The sequence below is a fragment of the Micromonospora sp. H61 genome (assembly GCF_018070325.1).
Classification (GTDB): Bacteria; Actinomycetota; Actinomycetes; order Mycobacteriales; family Micromonosporaceae; genus Micromonospora; species Micromonospora salmantinae.
The window spans coordinates 363,141-386,294 of the sequence record NZ_JAGPXY010000001.1 but is presented as its reverse complement, the minus strand read 5'-3'; the positions used below and the strand labels follow the sequence as shown (position 1 = coordinate 386,294).

Annotated in this window: 17 protein-coding genes and 1 pseudogene; 15 read left to right on the top strand and 3 right to left on the bottom strand. The window is 70.0% G+C overall.

Going from position 1 to position 23,154, the window contains the following annotated elements:
* Positions 1–77 precede the first annotated feature (77 nt).
* On the bottom strand, positions 78–593 hold the full coding sequence (locus KBX08_RS01500; protein WP_210780691.1) for an RICIN domain-containing protein: 516 nt from the start codon (positions 591–593) through the stop codon (positions 78–80).
* A gap of 413 nt (positions 594–1,006) precedes the next feature.
* Between KBX08_RS01500 and KBX08_RS34840 the strand changes: the two genes are divergently transcribed.
* Positions 1,007–1,273, top strand: coding sequence for a hypothetical protein (locus tag KBX08_RS34840; RefSeq protein ID WP_372494705.1), 267 nt, complete (start codon positions 1,007–1,009; stop codon positions 1,271–1,273).
* Here KBX08_RS34840 and KBX08_RS34565 read toward each other — a convergent pair.
* Positions 1,186–1,459, bottom strand: a pseudogene (locus KBX08_RS34565) (hypothetical protein); the annotation flags it as partial. The gene KBX08_RS34840 and the pseudogene KBX08_RS34565 overlap by 88 nt on opposite strands.
* A 279-nt stretch (positions 1,460–1,738) precedes the next feature.
* Here KBX08_RS34565 and KBX08_RS01495 point away from each other — a divergent pair.
* The 3 genes from KBX08_RS01495 (at position 1,739) to KBX08_RS01485 (ending at position 2,718) form a co-directional block, all read left to right on the top strand.
* Complete coding sequence (locus KBX08_RS01495) at positions 1,739–2,113, top strand: RICIN domain-containing protein (RefSeq protein ID WP_210780690.1); 375 nt, start codon at positions 1,739–1,741, stop codon at positions 2,111–2,113.
* A 107-nt stretch (positions 2,114–2,220) separates the two neighbouring features.
* On the top strand, positions 2,221–2,379 hold the full coding sequence (locus tag KBX08_RS01490) for a hypothetical protein (protein ID WP_210780689.1): 159 nt from the start codon (positions 2,221–2,223) through the stop codon (positions 2,377–2,379).
* 3 nt (positions 2,380–2,382) lie between these two features.
* Positions 2,383–2,718 (top strand): hypothetical protein, encoded by a 336-nt coding sequence (locus tag KBX08_RS01485; RefSeq protein ID WP_210780688.1) that lies wholly within the window; start codon positions 2,383–2,385, stop codon positions 2,716–2,718.
* A 165-nt stretch (positions 2,719–2,883) separates the two neighbouring features.
* On the opposite strand, the gene KBX08_RS01480 is transcribed toward KBX08_RS01485, so the two are convergent.
* Positions 2,884–3,030 (bottom strand): hypothetical protein, encoded by a 147-nt coding sequence (locus KBX08_RS01480; RefSeq protein ID WP_210780687.1) that lies wholly within the window; start codon positions 3,028–3,030, stop codon positions 2,884–2,886.
* A 336-nt stretch (positions 3,031–3,366) separates the two neighbouring features.
* Here KBX08_RS01480 and KBX08_RS01475 point away from each other — a divergent pair, with 336 nt between their 5' ends.
* The 11 genes from KBX08_RS01475 to KBX08_RS01425 all read left to right on the top strand — a co-directional run bounded on the left by KBX08_RS01475 (position 3,367) and on the right by KBX08_RS01425 (position 23,152).
* Positions 3,367–4,227, top strand: a complete 861-nt coding sequence (locus KBX08_RS01475) for a fatty acid desaturase (protein WP_210780686.1) — start codon at positions 3,367–3,369, stop codon at positions 4,225–4,227.
* Complete coding sequence (locus tag KBX08_RS01470) at positions 4,224–7,511, top strand: non-ribosomal peptide synthetase (RefSeq protein ID WP_210780685.1); 3,288 nt, start codon at positions 4,224–4,226, stop codon at positions 7,509–7,511. Before KBX08_RS01475 ends, KBX08_RS01470 begins: the two co-directional genes overlap by 4 nt.
* Positions 7,508–15,298: a non-ribosomal peptide synthetase gene (locus tag KBX08_RS01465; RefSeq protein ID WP_210780684.1), complete on the top strand. Its 7,791-nt coding sequence runs from the start codon at positions 7,508–7,510 to the stop codon at positions 15,296–15,298. Before KBX08_RS01470 ends, KBX08_RS01465 begins: the two co-directional genes overlap by 4 nt.
* Positions 15,285–15,755, top strand: coding sequence for a cobalamin B12-binding domain-containing protein (locus tag KBX08_RS01460; RefSeq protein ID WP_210780683.1), 471 nt, complete (start codon positions 15,285–15,287; stop codon positions 15,753–15,755). Before KBX08_RS01465 ends, KBX08_RS01460 begins: the two co-directional genes overlap by 14 nt.
* A complete protein-coding gene (locus tag KBX08_RS01455) occupies positions 15,755–17,014 on the top strand; it encodes a methylaspartate mutase (RefSeq protein ID WP_210780682.1) in 1,260 nt (419 codons plus the stop codon). The genes KBX08_RS01460 and KBX08_RS01455 overlap by 1 nt, the downstream gene beginning before the upstream one ends.
* Before the next feature lie 51 nt (positions 17,015–17,065).
* Complete coding sequence (locus KBX08_RS01450; RefSeq protein ID WP_210780681.1) at positions 17,066–18,082, top strand: asparagine synthetase A; 1,017 nt, start codon at positions 17,066–17,068, stop codon at positions 18,080–18,082.
* A complete protein-coding gene (locus KBX08_RS01445) occupies positions 18,079–19,332 on the top strand; it encodes a glutamate synthase-related protein (RefSeq protein ID WP_210780680.1) in 1,254 nt (417 codons plus the stop codon). Before KBX08_RS01450 ends, KBX08_RS01445 begins: the two co-directional genes overlap by 4 nt.
* A 37-nt stretch (positions 19,333–19,369) precedes the next feature.
* Positions 19,370–20,005, top strand: a complete 636-nt coding sequence (locus KBX08_RS01440; RefSeq protein WP_210780679.1) for a winged helix-turn-helix domain-containing protein — start codon at positions 19,370–19,372, stop codon at positions 20,003–20,005.
* A complete protein-coding gene (locus KBX08_RS01435) occupies positions 19,998–21,317 on the top strand; it encodes an MFS transporter (RefSeq protein WP_210780678.1) in 1,320 nt (439 codons plus the stop codon). Before KBX08_RS01440 ends, KBX08_RS01435 begins: the two co-directional genes overlap by 8 nt.
* A 123-nt stretch (positions 21,318–21,440) precedes the next feature.
* Positions 21,441–21,968: a YbaK/EbsC family protein gene (locus KBX08_RS01430; RefSeq protein WP_238688340.1), complete on the top strand. Its 528-nt coding sequence runs from the start codon at positions 21,441–21,443 to the stop codon at positions 21,966–21,968.
* 140 nt (positions 21,969–22,108) lie between these two features.
* Positions 22,109–23,152, top strand: coding sequence for a hypothetical protein (locus tag KBX08_RS01425; RefSeq protein ID WP_210780677.1), 1,044 nt, complete (start codon positions 22,109–22,111; stop codon positions 23,150–23,152).
* Positions 23,153–23,154 lie beyond the last annotated feature (2 nt).

The following is a 23,154-nucleotide window of genomic DNA, read 5'->3' as shown; positions in this document are numbered from 1 at the left end:
GCGTCGGCGCCGGCGGGGTGGCCCGGGCCGGCGCCGACGACTAGTTCGGCCTTCCTGCTAGCCGATGTCGGGCGATGTCAGTACCAACGGCGGGACAGGTGGGTGTCACAGGTGTACTGGACAGCGGCGGCGTTGTTGGCCGTGCTACCGCCGGCGATGGTCAGGCACTTGCCGCTGTTCACGTTCCGAACCTGAAGCGTGCTGCCGTTGTTGTTGATGACCCGCCAGTAGCGCGCGGCGTGGGTGTCGCAGGTGTACTGGACGACCGGAGCGTTGTTCGCGGTGCTTCCGCCGTCGACGGTCAGGCACCGGCCGCTGTTCAGGTTGACGAGGCGGAAGTTGCCGCCGAGCGAGCCGCTGACGACCCAGGTACGCGATGCGTGGCCGTCGCAGTTGTACTGAACCGCGCGAGCGAGGTTTGCGGTGCTGCCGCCGGCGACAGTGAGGCACTTGCGGCTGTTCGCGTTCGTCAGGGTGATGGCCTCGCCGTCGGCGGCGATCCTGGCACTCACCTCGGCCTTCGCCGGTGCGCCGGTCAGCAGAAAGGCTGTCGCGAAGGCCAGAGCAAATGCTGATTTCACAGAGCGGTTCACGCTTCTCCCCTTGGTGGTGTCGAGTGGATTTCTTACTGTCGGATCGCTGAGCTGTGCGCAGGAAATTGCTGCTCACCAACGTTGATCCGACTCGTGTGGACTGGGCCCAGCCACGTTGTCTTGTATAGTCTGCCGTGGATTGTCCAGCAGCCTTTTCGCGGGCAGGACAAACAAACAAACAAATCTGGGGGCGGCAGGTGGGACGGCCTGAACGGCATCTTGATCCCGGCGGGGGGCACTGCAGCGCTTCGCTCTGGGTCTGCGGGCGATGCGGATGGCGGCGGGGCAGCCGAGCTATCGGGAGATGTCCAGACGCGCGCACCTCGCCGTGACCGCACTGTCCGAGGCGGCGGGCGGCCAGGCGCTTCCCAGTTTGCCGGTGGCTCTTTCCTCCGTGGCGGCCTGTGGCGGAGATGTTCGGGAGTGGAAAAAACGATGGCGATCGCTGCACGGCGAGGTCGGTTCGGGGTCGTGCGAACGACGCTCCACACGTGCCGTGCCTTGGCCTGTCAACCTTCCACTCGGATGATGCCGAATGGTTCTTCGGCCGCGCGAAGCTGGTCGAAGAACTGCGTGCCAGAATTGCTGACAACTACTTCTTCACGGTCTTCGCCGCATCTGGTGCGGGGAAGTCTTCGCTGCTCCGGATCTTGGCCTGTTCTTGGTGTCGACGTCGATAGATGGACCAGGCGATGACGTCGGCGATGCGCCGTGCGGGTTCGATGACCAGGGCGTGGAACAGGCGGCGTAGTTCGTTGACGGTGATGCCGATCAGGCCGTCCGGGCTGGTGGTGCAGCGGGACGAGGTCGGGTGACCAGCAGCGGTAGAACGCCAACTCCCCGGTGGTGCGGTTGCGGCGGATCAGCGGACCGGTGTCCTGCGGGATCGCCCAGACCTCGCAAACATCGCCTTGTCGATGTCGGCCTGGCTTACGGCCGCAGCGGCGGAGGTGCCGCCCTTGCCGTCGCCGCGCGGCCAGCGCGGCACTCAACGACACCGCTCCGGCCGCGGCGAGCAAGGTTCGGCGGCTTACCGGGAACTGTGGGGACAATGTGGCGATAGTGAGTTCCATCAAAAGGGCAGGGGGGACTGGCCGATCATTGTCGAGGTGGGCGTCGGCGGGAATGTCAGCCTGTATCCCGGGATGACGTACGCCAACTTCGTGGTGATCCCGCACTACGTCGACGGCTTCGGCAGGTACGGGGAGGGCCTGATCACCGTGAACGGGCGGCCCGACGGCGAGGGCGAGTACATCTGGCCGGCATGCAACAACAAGCAGGGCTTCGAGTGGTTCGCCTCGGCAACCCTGGCCAAGCGCGGCAAGGGCGCCACCGACCTGCGTCCGTACACGCTGCTGTCCGCCTGGGCCAGCGTCGTGCCCGGCGTGCGGTCCACCGACTTCACCCCGGAGGAGGGCGGCCACCCTATCTACGCCGCCTCCACCAGCGACGGCGCGCAGGTCGTGCAGTGGACCGCCAACAGCGGGACCAACCAGCAATGGCAGTTCGTACCCGCCTGACCAGTGGCAGAGGTGAGTGTCAAGTTCGGCCGCCGGTAACGAGCTGCCGATCGTCGCGCCGACTCGGGGGCACGGTTTGTGCCCCCGAGTCGGTCGCGATCCAATCGGTGACCATCCCGCAGGACGGCCTACGCGAACTCGACCGGGTGTCGGCCCCGGACCTCAACTATCCGTATCCGTGGCTGGCGTCGATCGCCGTCCCGCTGACCCAGTCGGGCACCCGGATCAACGGCGTCGGCTCGCCGACATACCGCCGGCAGGTCTGACGGGTGCGTGGCCCTCGCCTCTACGACTGGGCCTGGCTCGATGAGGTCACTACCGACACCGACCCGGACGACCACGGCAGGAACAGCCTGCTGATCCGCAAGAACTACACCACCGGTGAGCTGGCCTTCTACCGCTGCTGCAGTCCGCAACCAGTCAGCCTCGCCACGCTCGTGCGCGTCGCAGGGATCCGCCGGACCGTCGAAGACGGCTTCCAAGCAGCGAAAAGTCAGGTTGGTCTCGACCGGCACCAAGTCCGGCACTGGAACTCCTGGCACCGCTTCACCGCCCTCGCGCTGGCCGCTCTCGCCGTCCTGACGATCTGCGCCGCAGACGCCTGATCTACACCATCATCATCGAACCGGTCCGCCACCTGTCCCATCGATTGCACTGGTCAGGGTGCTGCCACGGATGACTCCCTTCAGCTGCACCAGAGCATGATCGAAGGCCTCCGAGCTACCGGGGGAACCTCACCGTTAGCGAGACAGCTCCTGTGACGGCGTCGGTCAGCCGATCGGCCGTCCCCAGGGCGTGTCGTCGGCGAGGACGTGCTCAGCCGCCGCGGAAGTCTGCACTCTGACGCCGCTCACCGACACGACGCCCAGCGCGAGGGCGACGGCGAGGACGAGTGCCTGGATGCGGTTCCTGCTCATGGGCTCTCCTGGTGCGGCTAGCAGTGCGTTGCGCCCGTGCCGCCGCTGCACGACGGCCGGGGTCGGACTCATCTGACCGAGGCTCGCCATGGATACCCAATGAAAAGACCTTCGATCCGCTATGCCTCCCCGGTGGCTGCTCGATGGCGGGTGAAAGCCCGATTGATAAGCATTTCGACCAGCCTTCCTGGTGAGACGAGAACCGGTATCCCGCGCAGGAGCCCCGACACCGACGGGAGGGCCGAGGCGCTGGCGGTGGGTATCGCACGAGCTTGAGGAGTTGCCGTGGTCAACGTCATGTCGGGCAGAACATCCAGGCTAGCCCGCACGAGTAGGGTGAGCGGCCGCGACCGGGCCGGCTTCGTCGGCAGGGTGGTCGTTTGTGCGGCACTGGCGACGGGCGGTGGGGCCCTGGCCCTGCTCGCCCCGTGGCCGCTGCGCATCGTCGGATACGTCGTGCTCGCCGCGATGTTCGTGCACGCCGTTGAACTGCAGCACCAGGTGCTGCATCACACGGCCTTCGTCAACCAGCGCCCGCACCGTCCGGTCGGGGTGGTTCTCGGTCTGCCGATGATGGTCAACTACACCCACTACCGGTTGAAGCACCTACAGCATCACAAGTATCTGGGGACCGACCGGGACACCGAGTTCTTCCAGTTCGACACCCGGCAGCCGCTTACCCCGGCCCGGCTCCTGCGCGCGACGTTCCACTACGGACGCTGGCTCCAAGTGCTGAAGAACTGCGTCACGTCGTACACCGGAACATGGAAGCCGGACTTCGCCGGCGTCCCCGAGCGGATGGCCGACCGCATCCGCGCCGAGTACCGGTTGCTCGGCGGGATCATCGTGGTGGTGACCGGGCTGTCCGTGGCGACCGGCTCGCTGGCAGCCGTGCACCTGTGGGTGATCCCGCTGCTCCTGGCCGAGCCACTGCACTTCCTCGTCGAGCTGCCGGAACACGTGTTCTGCGAGAACGACACCCAGGACGTCATGCGGAACACCCGCACCATCGCGGGAAGCCGTTTTTCGACCTGGTTCACCAACAGCAACAACCTGCACGTGGAACACCACTGGCAGATGACCGTACCCATGCAGAATCTGCCCGAGATCCACCCCGAGTTAGCCCCGAAGCAGCAGTACCTTTGCCGTACGTACTGGGACTTCTACCGCTCGCTGCTGACGCAGGTACTGCGGTGACCAGCGCCCCCCGCCTTGTCGCCGAAGCCGACACCGACCAGGCCCAACCGCAGCAACAGCCGCACGGCGGGCCGCTGTCTCCCGCGCAGTTCGGGGTGTGGGCCGCCGCGCAGCTCGGTGGAAGTGCGCTGTACACCATCCCCTTCGCACTGGCCGTCGAGGGCCCGGTGGACGAGGTCGCGCTCGCCGAGGCAGTCCGGCGGGTCGTCGACCGGCACGAGGTGCTGCGGACCACCGTCGGGACCTCCGAGGACGGGCCGGTACAGGTCATCCACCCGGCGGCGGTGGCTCCGCAGTGGCAGGTGGCCGGAGGAGATGGCTCGGACGGGCACATCCGCGAGCTCCTGCGCGCCGCCGTCACGGTGCCCTTCGACCTGACGTCGGAGGAGCCGCTGATCCGCGCACGGGCCGTGCGGCTGAGCACCGACCGGCGGGTACTGCTCTTCACCGTTCATCACCTGTGCTTCGACGGAGCATCCATCGGCCTCTTCGTCGAGGAGTTGCTTCAGCGTTACGCCGAGGTGGTGGCGGGACTGCCGTTTCCGCCGCCGGACGAGATCCAGTACCTGGACTTCGCCGCCTGGCAACTCGACCGGCTGGCCGACGGGTCGTGGGACGGACAGCGCGCCTTCTGGCGGCAACGGCTACGCGACCTGCCCCCGTCCAGCGCCCCACCCGCCGACCGGCAGGCGCCGGCCTCCGACGCGGGCGCGACCTCGGAGGTCTTCCTTCCCCCGGCCGTCGGGTCGGCGCTGGACGATCTGGCGCGAGCCAGCGCCAGCAGTCGATTCATGATCATCATGGCGGCCCTGCACCTGCTGTTGCACCGGGTCACCGGTCAACGGGAGGCCTGCGTCGGTACCCCCTTGACGCAGAGAAGTGCGGCGGAGACCCGGTCGATGATCGGCCTGCTGCTCAACACCGTCCTGGTGCGGGCCGACACCGCCGCGGCCCGTACCTTCCGGGATCTTGTTCTGGCGGTCCGCGACGAGGTCCTTCGGGTCTACGACAACCAGGACCTGCCGTTCGAGATTGTGCAGCGCGAGGCGTGGTCGACCCGGGGAAGCGACCGTCCGGCGCTGATCGACGTGATGCTGAACTACGAGCCGCCGAGCCCCGGCCGCTGGGCGGCCGGCCCCACGACGCTGCGCCTCGTCGACTGTCCGGACCAGGAGGCGAAGTTCCCGCTGACCGTCTACGTCCGCGACGGCGACCCCGTCCGCATCAGGGTCAGCTACCGCACCTCCACCTACACGTCCGCCCGGATGGCGGCCTGGACCAACCAACTGGCGCATTTGCTCGGCGCGGTCACCGCCGACCCCGACCGCCCTCTGGACGAGTACTCTCTCGCCACCGCCACGCCCGACGTGCTACCCGATCCGACCCTGCCGCTCGACCGTCCGGCGATGCCGACCGTGGTGGATATGTTCCGCGCGGAGGCCCACTCGGCCGGCGACCACCTGGCAGTGCAGGACGAGCGGCATCGGCTCTCCTACCGCAACCTCCTCGCCGCCGTCACGCAGGTGGCCACCGACCTGCGGGAACGAGGTGTCGGCCCGGGTGATCGGGTGGCCGTGATCTGCGGCCGGTCCGCAGCGACGGTGAGCGCCCTTCTCGGCACCATGACGGCCGGCGCGGTGTTCATGCCCGTGGACGAGCGCCTGCCCGAGCAGCGCATCCGGGACCTCGTCGCGGCCGCGGCACCGGCGGCGGTCATCCGACTCGGCGCGGATCCGTCGGGCACCGACCATCGGTGGCTCGCCGCTCCCAGCAGGGCCAGCCAGAGCAGCGGGTCAACGCCGGAGCACGACAGCCTGCCGAGGCCCGATTCCCCCGCGTACCTCTACTTCACGTCCGGCACGACCGGACGACCGAAGGCGGTCCTCGGGCGGCACGACAGCCTCGCGCATTTTCTCCGTTGGGAGGCGGCAGCCTTCGGCGTCACCCACCGCGACCGGGTCTCGCAGCTCACGACCGTCTCCTTCGACCCGTTCCTCCGGGACGTGCTGCTGCCGCTGACGACAGGCGCGACGCTCTGCATCCCCGCCGAGGAGACCCTGTCCGAGCCGCAGCGGATCTGGCGGTGGATCCGCGACGAGCGCGTCACCGTCGTGCACGCCGTACCGTCGCTGATGAAGTGGTGGCTGGGTGCCGCCGACACCGGGCGGCCGGCGGACCTGCGTCTCGTCCTGTTCGCCGGAGAACCCCTGCCGCCCATGCTGGTAAGGCAGTTGCGGGACCGGACGAGCCGGGACCTCACGGTGGTCAACCTCTACGGCCCCACCGAGACCACACTCGCCGCGTGCCACTACGTGGTTCCGCCGGCCGCCTCGGAAACCCTGCCGGTCGGCCGCCCCATCCCCGACACACAAGCGCTGGTGCTTTCCCCGGGGAATCGGCTGTGCGGGGTGGGCGAGGTGGGAGAAATTTGCATCCGGACGCGGTTCCACGCCGAGTCCGGCGACCCGACGGCGGGCACCCTGCCGGGCTTCCAACCCAACCCGTACCGGGACGACCCGGACGACGTCATCTACCACACCGGTGATCTTGGTCGGTACCGCGCCGACGGCCAGTTGGAGATACTCGGCCGCCAGGACCACCAGATCAAGATTCGTGGTACGCGGATCGCGCCGAACGAGATCGCCGCGGTACTCGCCCAGCACCCGGACGTCCGGGCCAGCGTCGTCCGCGACTGGCCTGACGCCGACGGCCTGGTACGACTGGTCGGCTACGTCGTGGGCCACCCGGACCGGACGCCCGAGCCGACGGTGCTCCGCAAGTGGGCCGCCGCCCGGCTGCCCCGGGTCATGGTGCCCCATCAGGTGGTGGTCCTGGACGCGTTGCCCCTCACGCCCAACGGCAAAGTCGACCGGGCACGGCTACCACAGCCGGTCGACGCCGATGACGACGAGCGGGAGCCGGAGAGCGAGCTGGAGAAGTGGCTCTGCGCACTCATGGGTGACGTCCTCGGCCGCGGCCCGGTCGGCGTGGACCAGGACTTCTTCGATCTCGGCGGGCACTCCCTGCTGATCACCCAGCTCATTGCCCGAATCGACGAGAAGCTCGGCCAGCGGTTGGGCTTCGCGGTCGTCTTCAACCATCCGACGGCGGCCGAACTCGCTGCCGTCCTGACCACCGCCGACGGGACGCCACGGGTCGTCGCGGCACCGCCGGCCCCTGTCGAGGCGTGCCCCGCGCCGCCGATCGCCGACCTCGCGGACCTCGACGACGACGAGCGCGAACTGCTCGCCGCCCTAATGACCGTCAGAGAGGATGACCAATGACCGTCCCCAGCGCTGTGCGGCGGAAGGACCCGACCGAGGGGCTGGAAAGGGCACGTCCGCTGATCGACACCGAGCGCCTGCTGCCCCTCTCCGCGGGCCAGCGGCGGCTGTGGCTCCTCGACCACCTGAATCCCGACGACGCCGCCTACAGCGTCAACAACGTCCTGGTGCTGACCGGTGACCTGGACACCGAGGCCCTTCGCCGAGCGGTCGAGACGACCGTGCGGCGACACGAGGCGCTGCGCACCTGTTACCCCACCGTCGGGGGAGTGCCGTACCAACTGGTCCGAGACAGCGTCGACGTGCAGTTCGCCACGTACGACGAGCGGTCGGCCGGACCGAACGCCGCCTGGGAGCGGATCCGCGCCGCCGCGCGACTCCCCTTCGACCTGGCCCGGGGCCCCCTCTTCCGGACGGTCCTGGTGCGTTCCGGTGCCGAGAAGCACCTACTGCTGATGAACGTGCACCACTCGGTCGCGGACGGCTGGTCGACCGGGCTGATCATGCGCGACATCCTGGCCTGTTACTCGGCGCAACTCGGCCATGTCGAGCCGCCGCCGCCACCCGCCGCCCAATACCGCGACTTCGTCAGGTGGCAGCGGGACCGGCAGCACAGCCCCGACATCGCCGACCAGCTGGAGTACTGGAAGGACCAGCTCGCCGGGCCCCTCGGCGTCGTCCGGCTGCCCGCCGACGACACCCGGCCGGCGGCCCGCTCCGCCAAGGGCGGGACCAGCGCTTTCGCCGTACCGCCGGAGCTCACCGACACGCTGGCAGACCTGTGCCGGCAGACCCGCACCACGCCGTACATCGTGCTACTGGCGGCCTTCAAGGTGCTGTTGTACCGCTACACCCGGCAGACCGACGTCGTCGTCGGCTCCCCGGTGGCCAATCGGACCCGGCGGGAGTTCGAGGACGTCGTCGGGTACCTCGGCAACACCCTCGCCATGCGGACCGACCTGTCCGGGAACCCGACCTTCCGTGACGTGCTCGACCGGGTGCGCCGCACCGCGCTCGACGCCTTCACCCACCAGGACGTGCCGTTCGACACGGTCGTCGAGGCGGTCGCGCCGACCCGCGAGACCGACGTGTCACCGGTCTTCCAGACGTCGTTCGTGCTCCAGTCCGATCCGGTCACGGTGGCGAGCGAAGAGCTGTCCGTGCAGGCCGTCCCGATCGACAACGGGTCGGCCAAGTTCGACCTGACGCTGAACATGGCCGAGGACGGCGATCAGCTGCTCGGGCGGTTCGAATACAGCCGGGACCTCTTCGGCACGGCATCCATGGACCGCCTGGTGGCCAACCACCTGACCCTGCTCCACGCCTGCCTGACCAGGCCCGACACCCCGATCGATTACCTCCCGCTGCTGGCGTCCGAGGAGGCGGCCACCCTCGCGCGCTGGAACGACACCACCCGCCCGAGCCCGAGCGGGGTGCCGGTGGACGAACTGTTCCGTCGGCAGATCGACCGCCGGCCGGCCGCGACCGCGCTGGTCGAGGGCGACCGCAGGTGGACCTACCGGGAGCTGGGGGAGTGGGTCGACGACCTGGCCGGCGCGTTGCGCGACGGTGGCCTGCGGCGCGGGGACCGGGTGGGGATCGCGGTGGAGCGGTCAGCCGCCACCATCGCGTGGATGCTGGCCGCGGTGCGCGCCGGCGGCGCGTTCGTGCACTTCGATCCCCAGTATCCGGACGAACGGCTCAGGCTGCTGATCGACGATGCCGCGCCGCGCTTCGTCGTCGCCGCGGAGGACGTCCGGGCCAGGATGGGCTTCGACCCGAACCACACCCTCGCCCCCGACCATCGTCCAGGATCGTCGGCCGTCGCCGTCGACCGGGCGTTCGAGCCGACGGACCTCGCCTGCGTCGTCTACACCTCCGGCTCGACCGGTCGACCCAAGGGCGTGGCCCTGTCCCACCAGGGCATCACGGCTCTCGTCTGCGACGTCGACGAACTCCAGGTCCGTCCGGACGACGTGGTGGCCCAGGCGACACCGCTGACCTTCGACGCCTCGCTGTTCGACGTCTTCGGCGCGCTGTTGAACGGCGCCGCGCTCGCCCTTGCGCCACCTGGACCGGAGACCCTGGACGAACTGTGCGCGCTCTTCTCGGCCACCGGCGTCACCGTGCTCCAGTTGACCCCGGGGCTGTTCCGCCGGCTCGAACCACGCCACCTGGCGGACCTCGGCGGTCTGCGGCTGCTGCTGTCCGGTGGGGACATCATGTCGGTCCGGGCGGCGCGCGACTTCCTCACCGAGGTACCCAACTGCACCTTGCTCAACATCTACGGACCCACCGAGAACACCCAGCTGACCAGCGTGCACCGCGTCACGGCCGTCGACACGACCCGCGCCGTGCCGATCGGACGCCCACTGCCGAACACCACTGTCGACATCGTCGACCCGGCCGGCCAACCGGTGCCGATCGGTGTCCCCGGCGAGTTGTACGCCGGCGGCATGGGCGTCGCCAACGGCTATCTCAACCTGGCGGAGATGAACGCCGAACGGTTCGTGGCGGACCCCCGTCGCCCCGGCGCCCGCCGGTACCGGACCGGTGATCGGGCGCGTTGGCGTCACGACGGCACTTTGGAGTTTCTGGGCCGGCTCGACGACCAGGTGAAGATCCGAGGCTTCCGGGTCGAGCCGGCCGAGGTACACGCCGCGCTGGTCACCGACGAGCGGATAGCCGACGCGGCGGTGACCGTGGTCCGCAACGACGATGGCGACCGCCAACTGGTCGCCTATCTGGTGGCCGCGACGGACGACCTGGACGTCCGTCAGATCCGGGCCCGGCTCGAGGAGTCCCTGCCGCGCTACCTGCAGCCGGCGTTCCTGGTGCCCGTTCCCAGCCTCCCGCTGACCCGGCACGGAAAGGTGGATTTCGCCCGGCTGCCGGACCCGCGTGTCGGATTCGAGCCGACCGTCGACGAGTACGTGGCTCCGACGACGGAGCTGGAGCGACAGCTCGCGGCCATCTGGTGCCAGGTCCTCAAGGCCGACCGGGTGGGCATCGACGACGACTTCTTCGAGTTGGGCGGCGACTCGATCATCAGCATCCAGATCGTCGCCCGGGCACGGCGTGCCGGTGTTCGGGTCTCACCACGGGACATCCTCGACGCCCGGACGATCCGCCGGCTGGCCGCGCAGGGAGCCGGCGGACAGCCGGAAGCCGTACCGGAGGTCGCCGCGGTGACCGGCGAGCCCTTCCGGCTCAGCCCGATCCAGCGATGGTTCCTGGAACAACCGCTACCGGCCCGTGAGCACTTCAACATGTCCCAGCTGTTCGAGCTGGACGCACACGTCGACCCGGATCTGCTGCGCCACGCGTTGGCCGCCCTGGTGGAGCACCACGACGCACTGCGGCTGCGACTGGTGGGCCCGCCGGACGCCCCGGCCCAACAGTACGGCGGCGAGACGGCCGTCGACCTGGTCCGCCTCGACCTGTCGGGCTGCCCGGAAGCGGAGCAGTGGGGGCGACTGGAACAGCACGCCGCCCGGCTGCAACGCCAGATCCGACTCGACGGCGGCGGTCTCCTGCGGGCCCTGCACGTCGACCGCGGTGACGAGCCCGCCTGGCTCTTGCTGATCATCCATCACCTGGCGGTCGACGGCATCTCCTGGCGCATCCTGATCGACGACCTCCGTGAGGCGTACCAACAGTTGTCCGACGGCCGTCGGCCCGAGCTGCCGGCGCGGACCGCGTCGTTCCAGCAGTGGGTCGAGGCCCTGCACACCGCAGCGCGGTCGACCACGGCGCAGGCCGCCGCCACCTACTGGATGGAGACGCTGCCGACCGAGACGGCGCCGCTGCCCACCGACCGCGACGGTACGAACAGTCGCGCCTCGACGGCACGGGTCACCGTCAGCCTCGACGAGGCCCAGACCGAGGCCCTGCTCCGCAGAGCGCCCCGGGCCTACCGCTCCGAGATCAACGACATCCTGCTCGGCGCGTTCTCGATCACCATGAGCCGATGGACCGGGCGACGGGAGACCTTCGTCGCCCTCGAATCGCACGGCCGGGAGGACCTCGGCACCGGTCTCGACACCTCCCGCACCGTGGGCTGGTTCACCGGCCTGTACCCGGTGCTGATCACCGCCGAGGACCACTTCGCCGACGACCCGGGGGCCGCGGTGCGGTCGGTCAAGGAGCAGTTGCGCCGGGTCCCCGACCACGGCGTGCCGTACGGCCTTGTCCGGTACCTCACCGGGGACTCCGCGCAGGCGCGATCGCTCACCGCCGCGCCCTGGCCGGAGGTCAGCTTCAACTACCTCGGCCAGTACACCGGCGCCGAGCAGGACGACTCACCCATCGCGCTGAGCCCTCGCCTCGTGTCGAGCGACCGCAGCAACGAGGGGCAACGAAGCTTCCTGATCGAGGTGAACGGCAGCGTCGTCGGCGGGCGACTGCGGCTCATCTGGACCTACAGCACCCAGTGCCACACCACGGAAACCGTCCACCGGCTTGCCGACGACTACCGAGCGACCCTCGTGCGGATCGTGGAACACTGCGCCGAGCGCGCCAGCACCACGTTCACCCCGTCCGACTTCCCGCTGAGCGGACTGGACCAGGCGCAACTGGACCAACTCCTCGCCGACGGTCGTCCGATCGAGGACATCTGGCCGGCCACCCCCCTCCAACAGGGGCTGATGTTCCATTCCCTCTTCGAGCCCGAAGCGGGCATGTACCTCGTCCAGTGGTGCGCCGACTTCGTCGGCGCGTTCGACCCGGAGCACTACGAACAGGCCTGCCGACAGGTCCTCCGACGGCACCCCGCGCTACGGGTGCAGTACGCCTGGGCCGGGGCCAACCGGCTGGTCCAGGTGGTACGGCCGGACCCGGAGCTGACGGTGGCGCACCGGGAGCTCCGGGACGCCCCGGCGCACGACCAGCCGGGCCTGCTCGACAGGTTCCTGACCGAGGATCGGGAGCGAGGGCTGGAGCCGTTCGGCGAGCCACCGATCCGCGTGACGATCCTGCGGCTCGGCGACGACCGGTGCCGGGTGGTGTGGACGTACCACCACGCGCTGCTGGACGGCTGGACCTTCACCCTGGTGATGAACGAGATCGCCGACTCCTACCGGGCCGCGTGCTCCGGCCGGGAGGCGATGCCGCAGGCCCGTCCCTCGTACCGTGGCTATCTCGACTGGCGGTCGGGCCGGGACCCGGAGCGCGCCGCGGCCTACTGGCGCGACCACCTCTCCGGCATCTCCGGGCCCACCGTCCTCGGCATCGAGCGGCCCTCCGACGCGTGCGTCAACGAACGATTCAGCCACTGCCTCACCACGCTCTCTGCGGAGCGGACCGAACGGTTGCGGACGCTCGCGCAGGCCGCCGGGATCACTCTCAACACCCTGTGCCTCGGCGCCTGGGCGTTGACCGCGGCCCGGTACAGCGGCGATCCGTCCGTGGTGGTGGGCGTGACGAGTTCCGGGCGGCCACCCGAGTTGGCCGGTGTCGAGCAGATGGTCGGTCTGTTCATCAACACCCTCCCGCTGCGGCTGCCGGTCGAGCCCTCGGCCCCGGTCAACCGGTGGCTGCGGGAGGTCCAGGCCGCGCAGTGGCGAATGCGTGACTTCGAGGACAGCGCGCTCAGCGCCGTGCAGGAGTGGGTGGGACTCAACGGCCAGGCCTCGCTGTTCGAGCACATCTTCGTCTTCGAGAACTATCCGGTCGAGGATCTGTACGAGCAGGACTGGCACGGGGCGAGGATCGCCTCGCGATACTCCGTCGAACGCACCAACTACCCCCTGGACGTGCTGGTCAGGCCCGGTGCGGAGCTGCAGGTGCAGATTGGCTACGACCGCAACCGCTATCCCGAGCCCGCCGTCGAGCAGTTGTTGAGGCACTACGTGCACGTCCTGGACGCGCTGCTCAGTGAGCCGGAGCGGGAACTCGGCGCCATTTCGATGGCGGACGACGACGAGACGCGGGCGCTCCTGCGGCGGTACGCGCCGCCCTATCAGCTACCGGCGCACGACGACGTGGTGCACCGCCGTTTCGAACGGCAGGTGGAGCTGACTCCGCACGCACCCGCGATCGCCTACGGCACCGACGAACTCACCTACGACGGGTTGAACCAGCGGGCGAACAACCTGGCCGCGCACCTGCTCGCCAACGGTGTCGGCAAGGGCTCCTTCGTGGCCATCAGCAGCACCCGCTGCGTCGAGATGCTGGTCGGGATGCTGGCGATCCTCAAGGCCGGTGCGGCGTACGTGCCGATCTCGCACAAGTACCCACCGGAACGGATCGCCCAGATGATGGACGACGCCGCCGTCACGGCCCTGATCACCCGACGGGATCTCGCTGATCCGCTGCCCGAGCATCCTGCCCGCCAGGTCTACCTCGAGGACTGGTCCTCGGCGCCGGACCGGCGGCTGCCGAACCCCGAGGTCGCGGTATGCGTCGACGACCCGGTCTACGTCTACTTCACCTCCGGATCGACCGGGCGACCCAAGGGCGTCCTGGTCCATCACGGCGGCCTGACGACGACCGTGACCGGCTACTCGACCGCCTACGAACTCGATCGCCGGACCACCGTGCACCTGCAGATGTCGAACATGTCCTTCGACGTCTTCACCGCGGACTGGACCAGGGCCCTGTGCAACGGTAAAAAGCTCGTGCTCTGCCCCGCCGACCTGCTGCTGGATTCGGCCGGGCTGCTCGACCTCATCCGTCGCGAACGCGTCGACTTCGCGGAGTTCATCCCCGTGGTGCTGCGTCGTCTCATCGACCACCTGGAACGCACCGACCAGCGGCTGTCGGCCCTGGAGGTGGCGATCTGCGGCAGCGACGTCTGGTACGGCGACGAGTACATGCGCTTCCGCCGTCTCCTCGGGCCGCAGACCCGGCTGGTGAACAGTTACGGAGTCACCGAGGCGACCGTGGACAACGCGATGTACGAGGACCGCGCCGCCGACCTCGTCCCGGGTCGCCCGGTGCCCGTCGGTGGCCCGTCACCGAATGAGCAGTTGCTGGTCCTCGACGAGAACGGGGCGCTGCAGCCCACCGACGTACCGGGCGAGCTGTGCATCGGCGGCCCGGCCGTGGCCCAGGGATACCTGGGTGCCGAGGAGTTGACCCGGCAGCGCTTCGTTCCCAACCCGTTCGACCCGCGCGGCGGGCGGATGTACCGGACGGGCGACCTGGCCCGCTACTCCTCACAGGGGTACGTGGAGCTTCTCGGCCGAGCCGACGACCAGGTGAAGATCCGCGGATTCCGGATCGAGCTCGGTGAGGTGGAAGTGGCTCTGGAGCAGCATCCAGCCGTCGCCCGTGCCGTCGTCGCGGTGCGTCGCCTCAGCCGCGACGACGCCGGACTGGTCGCCTATCTCGTGCCGGCCGGGACGACGCTACCGACCGTCTCCGCCTTCCGCGGCTTCCTCCGGGGAACCCTGCCCTGGTTCATGATCCCCACGACGTACGAGACGATCGCCGAGGTCCCGACGAACAACAACGGCAAGGTCGACCGGAGCGCGCTGCCGCAACCGTCGACAGAACGGCCCGACGTCGCCGCGGCGTTCGAGGCGCCGTCGACCGACACCGAGCGGAGGGTCGCCACCGCCTGGTCCGAGGTCCTCGGCCTGCCCGAGGTGGGGGTGACCGACGACTTCGTCGAGCTGGGCGGCAGCTCGCTGCGGGCGATGGAGGTCGCGTTCCGGGTACGTCGGGACGTGGGAGCGAACCCCACCATCCGCGACGTCCTGCTCTATCCGACCATCCGCGAGTTCTGCGCGGCCTTGCCGTCCTTCGGCGCCGTCGCCGAGGAGGTTTGCCATGAACGTGTATGAGACCGGGGGGACCCGTCCCACCGCCCTGCTGGCGGGTCCACCGTCGGACGCGCACACCTGGAACCTGCTGTACCTGCAACTGCTGATGACCGAGCTGGGGTGGCAGGTGTCCAACCTGGGCCCGTGCACGCCCGTGCGGTTGCTGGTCGCGGAGTCCGCCCGGTGCGCTCCGGACCTTGTCGTGATCAGCACCGTCAACGGTCACGGTTACCACGAAGGGCTGACCCTGATCCGATCCCTGCGGCGGGAAGCGCACCTCCGCGACACCCCGATCGTCGTCGGCGGCAAGCTCGGGATCGACGGCCCGGACGACGGGAGCCGACTGAAGCGGCTCCGCGACGCCGGTTACGACGACGTCTTCGACGGCGACGGACAGGTGCCCCGGTTCCAGGTCCTGTTGGATTCGTTGCGTCACCACGCCCGCCGGCAGGCGAGCCCGGCACCGGCCGTCCGGTGATGGCTACCGCCACCGGACCCTCGCCGGCTGTCGGGCCCAGCTTCCACACGTTCATCAGTGACGCCCGTCGCGACCGTCGCCTCGTCGTCCAGCCCCGGATGGGCTTCAGCGACACCGGTGCCATGACGGCGGGTCTGCGCGCGACCCGCGCGGCCCGGGCCACCACGGTGGGCACCATCACCGTCGACAGCTACACCCGGACCGGGGAGCTGGGCGCCGTCGAACGCGCGCTGCGCGACGGCGTAGCCCTGAACGGGTACCCGCTGGCGAGCATCGACCCCGGGGTGACCCGGACGATGCTCGGGGAGGTCGGCCACCCGTCCTTCCCGGTACAGGTACGGCACGGCTCGGCGGCGCCGACGAAGATCTTCGAGGCGCTGCTCGAGGCCGGACTCGACGCCACCGAGGGTGGTCCGGTCTCCTACTGCCTGCCGTACAGCCGACGACCGTTGCACCTGGCAGTGGCCGAGTGGGCGCACTGCTGCCGGCGGCTGGCGGCACGACGGGAGGACGGGGCCAACCCGCACCTGGAGAGCTTCGGCGGCTGCATGCTGGGTCAGCTCTGTCCACCGGGTCTGCTCATCGCGATCACCGTCCTGGAGGCGCTCTTCTTCCGCCAGCACGGCATCCGAAGCGTGTCGGTCAGCTTCGCGCAGCAGACCAACCACCGGCAGGATCTCGAGGGGGTGCAGGCCCTCCGCGCGCTCTGCGCGGAGTTGCTGACGGACGTCGACTGGCACGTGGTCGTCTACGCGTACATGGGGGTGTATCCCCGGACTCCGCGAGGCGCGCGGGAGATCCTGCGCGCGGCCGCCCGGCTCGCCCACGGTGGGGGCGCGGCCCGCCTGATCGTGAAGACCACCGCCGAGGCGCACCGCATTCCCACCATCGGGGAGAACGTCGAAGCCCTCGAACTCGCCGCCGCCGCGGCAGCCGACGTGACACCGCAGGCCGTGCCGGACTCCGGGATCCGCGACGAGGCCCGGCAGTTGATCCACGCGGTTCTGTCGATGGACGCGGACGTCGGCCGGGCACTGGTCTCCGCCTTCGCCCGGGGATACCTGGACGTGCCGTACTGCATCCATCCCGACAACCACGCCGCGACCACCACCTCGATGGACGCCGACGGCTGGCTGCGGTGGGCGGACGTGGGGTCGCTGCCCCTCACCCCCGACGCCGTTTCGTCGCCCCCACTGCTGACCTCGGCCGGACTCCTCCGCGCCCTGTCCCACGTACAGCGTAGTTACGACGGCGCCTGACGCCGCCCGCCGCCGCGGGCATCGATGCCCGCGGCCGAGAAAGGGAGATCCATGCTCACCCTGGGAAACCACCAGAAGTCGGACCCGGCGATCGCCGGACCGCCCGCTCCGGGCGACCACCTCGCTGATCCGCGTACCCGTGCCGCTCTGCGCCTTCAGCACCATCTCCTCATCGCCGGCCGGGAGTACCTCACCGAGGCGGGTTTCGTCGAGTTGCTCCCGCCGGTCATCGGTCCGGTGACCGACCCGGGTGTCCGCGGCGCGAAGCAGGTCGACGTGGACTACTACGGCCACCGGTTCAAGTTGGCCACCAGCGGCATCCTCTACAAGCAGGCCTCGCTCACCGCCTTCGACCGCATCTTCAACGTGGCGGCCAACGTCCGGCTGGAACCTCCGGAGGTCTGCTCGACCGCGCGGCACCTGGTCGAGTTCCGCCAACTCGACGTCGAGCTGGCCAACGCCGGACGCGAAGAGGCCATGCACGTCGCCGAGGGACTCGTCAAACACATGGTGCGGCGGATCCTCGACCAGCACTCCGCGCTGCTGGACGAGTTGGGCCGCGATCAGGAGCCGCTTCGCCTGCTGGTGGATCTGCCCTTCCCGGTGCTGCCGCACCCGGTCGCGGTGACCGCGCTGCACCGGCGGAACTATCCCCAGAACCCGGAGGCGGAGATCGAGTGGCCCGCCGAGGTGCTGCTGTCCCGCGAGTACGACCTGCCGTTCTTCGTGACCGACTATCCCCGGGGGTCGCGGGGTTTCTACGATCGGGCAGACGAGGAGAACCCCAACGTGCTGTTGAACTTCGACCTCCTGGCCCCCGAGGGGTTCGGCGAGATCAGCAGCGGCAGTGAGCGCGAGTACGAGTACGCCAAGGTGGTGACCCGGCTGCGAGAGACCGGCGAGAACCCGGCCAAGTACGCCTGGTACCTCGACATGGTGCGTTCCGGTATTCCCGCGAGCGCCGGGTTCGGGATCGGCGTCGAGCGACTGACCCGGTGGATCGCCGGGCTGGAGGCGACCTGGCAGGCCACGGCGTTCCCCAAGCTGCCCGGCGTGGTGGCGCCATGAGTGACCTGCTCAGGGCACCCGGCTTTCCGGAGGAGGAGGTCCGCGCCCGAGCCCGCGACGGTGAGCGGACGGTCTTTCCGGCCGCGGACTCGTACGGCACGACCCTGTACGGGGCCGGCGCTCCCGTGCCCGCTGACGGGCTGGACGCGCTCCGCGTGGCGCCGCCGCTGTTCATGCCCGGCCGGTTGGGCGAACTGGTTCAGCTCGGCCGCGAGCCCCTCTTCAGCGATGTCGATCTCGACACCGACATCGGCGGGTTCCGGTCGCCGGTACCCGTGTTCGTCTGCGCCTTCGGCTCCACCAGGGTCGCCAACGACGGGCTGGCCGCCGCGGCCAGCCGGCAGGCTGCCCGGCTCGGACTGCCGATGCTGGTGGGGGAGAACATCGCTCCTGTGCACGGCTACCGCGACGAGGCCGAGCTGGCCGGCACGTTGATCAAGCGAATTCGGCTCTATCTGGACGAGGTGCCCGACGGCATGGGTGGCGTCGTCGTCCAACAGAGCACCGAGGACGCGGACGCCGAAGTCTGGAACCACCTCTACAGTGACCCGACCGTGGAACCCCTGCTGAAGACCGGCCGGCTCGGCTTCGAGCTGAAGGTCGGCCAAGGGGCGAAGCCGGGGCTCGGGGGCATGACTCTGGTGGACCGGGCCGACGGCTCGCGGCTCGCGGAGCAGTTCCGCCTCAGCACCCTGAACGGGGTCGCCGACGACGACCGGAACGCGTCATTGGTGCGGTCGTCGAGCCCCGGCACCTTCACCGCCGACATCCTCCGGCACCAGATCCGGCTGATGCGCAACAACTATCCGCGCTGCCGGACGTGGGTCAAGCTGTTCCCGGGTCGGGACGTGGCCGAGGCGGTCGCCGTCGCGCACGCGGCGGGTGCGGACGCGGTCACGGTGGACGGTGCGGAGGGCGGCACCGGATGGGCGCCGACATCGTTCCTGCACCACGTCGGGCTGCCGCTGGGGGAGTGTCTCGTCCGGCTGTCCGACACCCCGGCCTGCCTGCTCGCCAGCGGACGGATGTGGGAGGGAGCGCGGGCCGCCAAGGCGATCGCGCTCGGCGCCCGAGCGGTCGGGCTGGGGCGTGCGGCGCTGCTGGCCGTCGACGAGGACGCCGACCAGGGCCTGCTGCGGCTCGTGCGGTGCCTGGCGCTCGAGCTCCAGATGCTGACCAGCGCGGTCGGCAAGTACCGGGTCGGGCTGCTGTCGCCGGACGATCTGTGGCGGCCCGACGTACCGACGTGAGCTTTTCAAGGTTTCTTTTTTAAGATATCTTGAATAGATGGCGGACATTCCCGACCACCTGGATCTGACCGATCCACGCGTCATGCGGGGGCTGGCGCATCCGCTGCGCCTGGCCCTGCTCCGCCTGCTGGCACAGCAGGGCGCCGCCACCGCGACCGAACTCGCCGGGCAGCTCGGAGTCTCCGCACCCTCGGCCAGCTACCACCTGAGCCAGCTCGCCAAGTTCGGCTTCGTCGTCGACGCGCCCCGACCGGGCGGAGGACGCGATCGGCCCTGGCAGGCAGTCGCGCGTGGCTTCCGCTGGGCATCGGGTGCCAATTCCACCCCCGAGACCGCCGCGGCGGCAGCGGCCCTACGGCGCCAACTGACCGCGCACGGTCTGGCCGCGCTCTCCGAATACGAGACAGCGCAGGAGCGGTACCCCGGCTCCTGGCGGGAAGCGGCCTTCGTCATCACGGACACCGTTCTGCTCACCTCCGAGGAATTGACCGAGGTCGCGGAGGAAGTCAGGCAGGTGGTGGCCCGGGCACAGCGACGCCACGGCGGTGAGCGGGCGGGCGCGGCGGTCCGACCGGTGCGACTGTTCGCCTTCGGGGTGCCGGACGAGCCGCCACCCGTCGCCGACGAGGGCCAGCCGACCGTCACGCCCCGAGAGGAACCGTCCGATGACTGACCGCACCCCTCGCACCCGAGTTGGCGGCGACATCGCCGGCCTGCGATGGACGTACTGGACCTGCCATTTCCTCCGCTGGCTGCCCCTCGGTCTGGCCCTGCCCGTGCTGGCCCTGCTGCCGCTGGACCGGGGCCTGGGCCTCGGTCAGATCGGCGTGCTGTTCGGGGTCTACAACGCCACGTCGGCGCTCCTCGAGCTGCCGACCGGCACGCTGGCGGACGTGTTGGGCAACCGGCCGGTGCTGATCATCGCCGCGCTCCTCGAGACGGCCTTCTATCTGGGGTTCGCGCTGGCACCGACGATGGTGGCCCTCACTGTCGCGATGATCCTGGGCGGCATCGGCCGTGCGCTCGCCTCCGGCGCGCTCGAGGCGTGGTACGTCGACCGTGTCTACGCCCGGGAGCCGGCCGCCGACGTCCGTCCCGCCATCGGTGGCGCCATGTTCCTCACCAACGTGGCCGTGCTCATCGGATCCGGTGCGGCCGTCGGCGTGTCCCTCCTGCCGAAGGGGCAACTCCCCGTCGACCTCCCGACCTCGGCGTTGCCGGTCGTCCTGGCGGTGCTCTGCGGTCTGCTCCAGATCGTCGCGCTGCTCGCGCTGGTGCGCGGTGGCGAGGGCAGCAAGAGTGCCCGGGCCGGACTGGCCGAGCTGAGGAGCGTTCCCGGCGTCATCCGCGAGAGCGTGACCTTCTCGGTCCAGCGGGGGAACCTGCGCCTGATCCTCATCACGGGCCTCGCGGTCGGTGTCGGTATCGGTGCGGTGGAAGCGTTCTGGCAGCCAGCCCTTGCTGATCTCCTGGCCGATCCGTCGGCCACCACCACAATGGCCGGGCTGCTCGTCGCCGGCTCCACACTGGTCGGCGCCATCGGCTCGCTCATCGCCGCCCGGCTACCGGCCGCCGCCGCCCGCCGCGCGCGGATCGTCTGCGGGGCGCTCTTCACGCTCCTCGCCGCCGCGATCGTCGCGCTGGCCGTCGCTCCCACCTTCGCCGTCGCCGCGACCGCTTTCCTGTTCGTGTACCTGTTTCTGGAGTTGCGCGCCCCCCTCAACCAGACACTGCTGCATCGCGCCAGTCCCGCCGGCCGGCGGGCCAGCGTCCTGTCGGCGTACTCGATGAGCACCAGCGCCGGTGCGGTCATCGCCTCCTTCGGGTTCGGCGCGATCGTGGACAGCGTCGGCGTCGCCACGGTCTGGCTGTGCGCCGCCGCGGTCGTCGCGCTCGCGAGCGTGGCCTACCTACGGCTGACGCCCACTTCCCGGGTGCCCGACGCCCGGGGCACGACCGTCGCCGAGTCCGCCCTTCCGCACTGACCAGGCGCGTCGGGCGTGCCCGACGAGTGCGGTATCGGCAGCACGATGTCGCCGTGAATGCGCCCCGATAGCGCCCCGGTCGACCGTTGGCGCAACGGCCGGGCTTACGGAAGGAGCCGCACCGTGAACGTGCAGGCCCGTCTCGACATCGACACTCCGACAGCGGGTGACCGGCAGACCGCGCATCATCGCCTGATGCAGCGGTTGCAGATCACGGGCACCCCCTTTCGGCTCATGCGTCACCGGGCCGAAGGATGCACCGAGCTGGTGAGTCGCCTCCGTCAACATGATCTCGCGCAGGCGGCCAAGTGCCTCGTGATTCGCGTCGGCCTGACCAAGCGGTCCCGACGTTACGTCCTCGCCGTGGTGCCCGGAGATCGCCGCGTCGACCTCGACGCGGTCCGGTGTCTGGCCGGCGGCACCAAGGCGCTGTTCGCCCAGCGGGACGTCGCCGAACGCCTCGCGGGCAGTGTCAGCGGATCCATCATCCCGTTCGCCTTCGACCCGGAACTCGATCTGATCGTCGACCGAAATCTGGTCCTGCAGGACGAGCTGTACTTCAACGCCGGGCGGCTCGACCTGTCGATGGCGCTGCGGACGGCGGACTATCTCGCCCTGGCCCGGCCCAGGATCGCACGGATCGCCACCTGAGCGGCCCATCCGCCATCGGACCGAAGGACTCCCATGAACGAGTACGAGCGGGGGCCGCTCAGCCTCCTGCACGCGCACCGACCAGGCGACCCGACGCCGGCCTGGACCGCCACGAACACCGCCCACCCGGGAGCGGCGGCATGACCGACCTGCCCCGCGTCGGTGTGCTCCACGCCCCTCGTAGCGCCGCGGGCCTCGGCGACATCGAACGGGCCGCCGGAAGCCGGTGCCGCCCAGTCATCCTCATCGACGCGCGGGACGCCCGCGAACATCCCGCCAGCGTGCGTGCCGCGGCGACGCGCTTTCCCGTCGCGGTGGCCACCAGCGACAGTCTGCCGCAGATCGTGGCCCGACTGGACCTGCGCGGCGTGACCACGTTCCACGACGCGCGACTGGAACAGGCGGACCGGATCGCGCGGCAGCTCGGCGCGCCCCGGATGACCATCGAGGGATGCTGGGACCGGCTCGCCGTCCGTACCACCCTGGCCCGGCATGGACTCAGCGCTATCGCGAGCCAACCGGTCGACACACCGGACGATCTTCGCCGTATCGTCGCGGCGTCGAGCGGCGTCCGCGTGCTCCGCTCCCGGCAGCACCAGGCCGCCGGGAGGGCGTCGCTGATCGCCGACGCCGCTGACGTCCAGCGTGAGATCGCCCGTCGACGCCGATGGAGCGGCCTGCTGCTCGAGACGCGCCCGTCGCCTCTCGGTCGGCAGGTCGCGGCGGGGTGCGTGGCGTCCATCTCGGTGCTGACCGTCAACGAGCACCGGGCGCACCACCACCTCGGCCTCTGGGACAACATCGCGACGGGTGCCCCCTTCGGGGTCGACAGCCGGCTCGCCGCGACCGTCACCCGTCCCACCCGGCTCCCGGAGCACCAGCGGACCGTGCTGACCCGGTTCGTCAGCCGGTGCCTCGACGTGTTGGGCGTGCGGTGGCGGGTCGCGCACACCGAACTCGCCTTGACGCCCCAGGGCATCGAGGTCCTGGACGTGGACGTGTGCCCCGGCGCGCGACTCACGCGCCACCTCGGCTGCTCCGGCGCGGACCTCGTCGCCGACGCGCTCACCCTGGCGATCGGCGCCTGGCCGGTGGCCAGGGAGGTGGACGGGCGGTACGCCCGGCCCGGATGCCGGCGCGAAAGCCGACCGATGGCGATCCGAATGCACCAGGGCGTGGGCTAGGC